This is a genomic window from Patescibacteria group bacterium (assembly GCA_034660655.1).
Taxonomy (GTDB): Bacteria; Patescibacteriota; Patescibacteriia; order JAACEG01; family JAACEG01; genus JAACEG01.
Genome location: JAYEJU010000013.1, coordinates 1 through 4,987, shown reverse-complemented (window position 1 = coordinate 4,987; position 4,987 = coordinate 1). Strand labels below are relative to the sequence as shown.

Annotated in this window: 6 protein-coding genes; all 6 read left to right on the top strand. The window is 32.3% G+C overall.

The window, feature by feature from the left end:
- Positions 1–86 precede the first annotated feature (86 nt).
- Positions 87–293, top strand: coding sequence for a helix-turn-helix transcriptional regulator (locus U9O55_00815; GenBank protein MEA2088367.1), 207 nt, complete (start codon positions 87–89; stop codon positions 291–293).
- Between the two features lie 4 nt (positions 294–297).
- Entirely contained in the window at positions 298–948 is a 651-nt protein-coding gene (locus U9O55_00810) for an HD domain-containing protein (GenBank protein MEA2088366.1), read from the top strand.
- Positions 945–1,718, top strand: coding sequence for a class I SAM-dependent methyltransferase (locus tag U9O55_00805; GenBank protein ID MEA2088365.1), 774 nt, complete (start codon positions 945–947; stop codon positions 1,716–1,718). The genes U9O55_00810 and U9O55_00805 overlap by 4 nt, the downstream gene beginning before the upstream one ends.
- Before the next feature lies 1 nt (position 1,719).
- Positions 1,720–2,856 (top strand): hypothetical protein, encoded by a 1,137-nt coding sequence (locus U9O55_00800; protein MEA2088364.1) that lies wholly within the window; start codon positions 1,720–1,722, stop codon positions 2,854–2,856.
- A gap of 10 nt (positions 2,857–2,866) precedes the next feature.
- Positions 2,867–3,865, top strand: a complete 999-nt coding sequence (locus U9O55_00795) for a S66 peptidase family protein (GenBank protein MEA2088363.1) — start codon at positions 2,867–2,869, stop codon at positions 3,863–3,865.
- 5 nt (positions 3,866–3,870) lie between these two features.
- On the top strand, positions 3,871–4,987 hold a 1,117-nt coding region (locus tag U9O55_00790), incomplete at its 3' end, for an amino acid--tRNA ligase-related protein (GenBank protein MEA2088362.1).

Here is a 4,987-nt window from a genome sequence, read left to right as displayed (position 1 = left end):
TTGACTTTTTATAATTTTAGATGTAACATTGTAATAGATGAAGTAAATTATATACTCCACTCTAATGTTACTACTATACTAATGATATGTCAAAGAATAAAAATTTAGCAAACAATATAAAAAAGTTGCGAAAGCAAAAAGGCCTTTCGCAAGAAAAATTGGCGAGATTGTCGGATGTTGCCAATAATACAATTATTAAAATGGAAACGGGAGAAAATGATAATCCTACGCTTGAAACTTTGCGAAAAGTTGCCAAAGCATTGGATGTTTCCGTTGATGAGTTGATTAACTAAAGATATGAATAAAACTCTTAAAAATAAATTGATTGGTATTGCAAAAAAGAAAATGTCAAAAAATGATCCTGCGCACGACATTAACCATACATTAAGAGTTCTTTCTATATCAGAAAAAATTGCAATAAAAGAGAAGGCTGATTTTGATATTATCATACCTGCAGCTATATTTCATGATGTTGTGAGTTATCCTAAAAATCACAAAAAAAGACTGGACAGTTCTAGAGAAAGTGCCAAATTTACCAAAAGAATATTAAAGAATACTAAAACTTTCCCAAGGAAAAAAATAGAAAAAGTCTGCGAATCAATAAATATTTGCTCTTTTATAAAAGCGCAAAAACCTAATTTTCTGGAAGCGAAAATACTACAAGATGCGGATAGTTTAGAAGCTGTGGGAGCAGTATCTATAATGAGAACTTTTTCTTCAGCCGGAGCAATGAATAGATCTTTTTACAATTTCGTGGATCCTTTCTGTAAAAAAAGAAAACCGAATGACAGTAAATATGCGCTGGATCTCTTTTTTACAAGATTATTAGTTGTTCAGGATAGGTTGCATACTAAAACAGCAAAGGTTATGGCTAAAAAGAGAGTCATCTTTTTAAAAGATTTTTTGAAAGCATTACGATTTGAGTTATCTGAGAATAAAAATATATGAGTGATAACACGCAAGAGATAATAGAACATGAGAACGCTCATTGGAGTAAGATATTTAAGGTTGAATTAGAAAGAAACGATAGTAAAAATTTTTCTTCGTTTTGGTGGAAAGATTATTATGCTGAGTTAACCAGCTTCGTAAATCAAATAATGTTTAAAGGTAATTTAAAAACTGTATTAGAGGCTGGAAGCGGATCGGGTAAAGCTACTATATTGTTAGATAAAAGTTATAATAAAATATTATTGGATATTTCTTCCACCGCTCTGGAGTATTCAAGGTATTTAGCCGATAGGTTTGACGCCCAAGATATTAAATTTTTTGAAGGAGATATATTCTCAATGCCGTTTAAAGATGATAGTTTTGATTTTGTTTGGAATATAGGAGTGATTGAACATTACACATTAGATAGTATAGAATCCATAACAAAAGAAATGATTCGCGTTTGTAATAAATCTGGAGTTGTTGCCGTTGGAATGCCGAATTTTTATTCAGGACCGATATTAAAAGCATGGATTTTGAAAATATTGAAATTTATTCCCGGCTACAAACTTGATACCGAAAAATTTTATAAAATAGATGAAATTAAAAAGATATTTCAAAAAGTTAGCGAAGGATCAGAAAAAGAAATAGCTGGTATGAAAATTGAATATTTTGGAAATCCGTTAATTATGGAAACACCTAAGTTTATATTAAAAACAATGGGCAAATTAGCTTCATGCTTGTTTAGAAGAAACAAGTTTTTAATCTTAATAGTATGTAAATTTAAATAATATGTCAGAAAAATTTAACCCAAATTTTAATAAAAATGAACAAAATTCGGAAAGTAAACCAGAGTGTAATATTTACGGTAAAGAAAAATTTCCACCAGAAACTGCAAAAGAATACGTTGAATCTTTGGTAGCTAATTTTAAGGAACATTATTCCGAAATTGGCTATAAAGAAGAACCCCCTGTTCAAATTAGCTCAGGAGTTGATCCAACTACTAGATTTATAGGTTCACATATCAGTGTCTTCAAGCCTTATTTGGCTGAAAATAACATACCAAACCCAGGACTGTTTATGCGTCAGGATTGTCTTAGAACAAGAAATGTGAATAAATTACTAGACGATAATTATACCTCAAGCTGGGGGTCATATTTTACAAGCATTGGCGCAATAACTCCCCCTGAAAGACTACATGAAGCATGTGATGAAACTTTTGATTTTTTTGAAAAACGGCTAGGTATTTTTTCGGAAAACATACTGATTCGCGTCAGCTCAACAGATGTGGATTTGATGAATGCTTGTAGACAGCGATATGGTGAGAATAATCTGGAAATAGATAGCAGGAACCCTGAGTATTATAGACATAAAATCGGTATGGAGGGTATAAGTGGTAGAAATTTTAATATTGCTTTGAGAAATGTAAATGAGGATGGTTTTGATGACATAGGAAACATTATTCTCCTTGAGGATGCTAAAAAGCAGTTAGGAGTAGAGATCGCACTTGGTTCGACTACGCTTTTAAAACAAATACACGGACTAGACCATGTCCAAGACTGTACACCTGTGATTGGATTAAGTAGTATCGAGAATGAAGCTATTAAGAGAAAATTTGAGGATGCTGTTATTACAAGCACTGTATTATACCGTGAAGGACTTCGTCCGTTTGGACAGAATAATCGGAACAGGATTTTAAAAAAATATGTTAGATCTCTAAGCTATTTTCGAGCAAAGTCAGGGATAAATATTAAAAGTTTGGCTCAAATTATTTCAGATTTTGAAAAAAAAGAGTTTCCGGAATTAGAAGGGCAGACATCCGATGTTATTGTAGAGTTTGTCAGATCTTTCGAGAATGAACTGTTCGCAAAAAAGAATTTGACAGATGATGAAAAGAAAATAAAAGGATCATTAGAGTTATTAAAATAAATTTAAAAATATGACTGAAATTAAAAACATCATCAAGCCTAAAATTTTTAAAAAAGGTGCTCATATCAGAGTCGTAGCTCCTGTTAGGAGCTTAAAACTTTTGTCAAAAGACAGCAAAAAAGAAGCAATTAATCGGCTTGAAAAATTCGGATTTAAATTATCTTTTGGTAAGCATGTTGATGAGATGGATGAGTTCAATTCATCTTCCATAGAATCAAGGGTTAAGGATCTGCACGATGCGTTTAAAGACAAAGAGGTTGACGCAATCTTGACTGTTATCGGCGGGTATAATTCAAATCAATTGCTTCAATATATTGATTATGAATTAATTGCTCAAAATCCCAAAATTATCTGCGGTTTTTCTGATGTAACCGCCTTGGCAAATGCGATTACTGCTAAAACAGGAATGATTACCTATATAGGGCCCCATTTTTCAAGCTGGGCAATGAAACACGGATTTGAATATTCGCAAGAATATTTTGAAAAATGCTGTATGGAAGATAAGGCTTTTGATTTGATGTCGTCAACGGAATGGAGTGATGATCCTTGGTATATATCTCAAGAAAAAAGAGAATTTATTCAAAATGATGATTATTGGGTGTTAAATCCAGGGCAGGCTTTTGGTCGTATTGTGGGAGGACACGCTCGATGTCTGAATATATTACAAGGAACAGAGTATTGGTCGGGGCTTGATGATTCTATTTTAATTCTTGAGGAAGATGCTGAAATAAATCCACCACTTTTTGACCGACAATTACAATCATTAATTCATCAATTAGATTTTGGTGGCGTTAAAGGAATTTTGATTGGTCGGTTTCAAAAAGAAACTAATATGACAAAAGAGCTATTACAGAAAATTATAAATACAAAAAAAGAATTACAGAATATTCCAGTTGTGGCTAATGTAGATTTCGGACACACAACTCCAATTGCTACTATGCCGATAGGAGGTAGTTTAGAAATTTCCGCAAACACCGATGATGTTAAAATCAGAATAATTGAACATTAATAAATATGATTCCAGATTATTTAAAAAACCAAATTAGAGATGATGATTTAAAGTTTAAAGGTGGTGATCCAAAGCTTTTTGTTTTGCCAGAATATAATCCAAAGACACATTATTTGGAATTGACGAAAAGTGGCTATTTTCAAACCCTGATAACACTGCGACATTACATCAAAGCCGTATCTGATTACTATTTCGGAGTTGAGCAAAAAGCAAAAAACATTGATTTATTTATGCTTACCCCAAGCATATCATCTCCTATGGGATCTGGTTCTGATTCAGAAGCCATACCAATTAAATTTGGAAAATATAATTCAAATTTGGTTGACTCATCTCAATTTGGATTTGAACCTCTTTTATTAAACGGAATTGATAAAGTTTACTGTTATTTACCTTCAATGCGCGGAGAGAATCCAGACAAAAGACATTTGAATCAATTTTTTCATTGTGAAGCAGAAATCAAAGGTGATATCGGACAACTAACCCCAATTATTGAGGGTTACATTAAAATTCTATCGGAAACTTTGCTGTTAATGCCGAACATTTTAGAGAAAATAAGTTTAGATTACAAAGAAACATTATCAAGTTTAAATAAAATTTTAGAGTTAAAAGAATTTCCCGAAATTACATTTAATGAAGCGGTTGACGCGTTGATTGAGAACGGAAATAGAGACCTTGTTAATTTTACTGAATTAGGTCGTGATATTTCATCTGGTGGAGAAATTAAATTGGCTGAGATTTTTAACTTCAAAACTCCGTTTTGGATTAGAAATTATGACAGAAATAGAGTATCATTTTATCAAAAGCCGGATCCTGAAGATTCAGGTAAAGTAATTAACGCGGATTTAATTTTTCCGCCAATAATCAAGGATTCTTTCGGAGGAGAAATTGTCGGATGCGGACAACGACAAGATAATACTCAAGAGATGATTGATTCATTGTCGCGACAGAGTATAGAATCTGAGCCGTATGAATGGTATATTGATTTACGAAATCTTCCTAACTATGAGATCACATCTGGATTTGGTTTGGGTATTGAGAGATTTATTATATGGAGTTTGTGTCGTGATGATATTAAAGATGTAATTCCATATCCTAGATTAAAAAATATTAAAACATATCCAT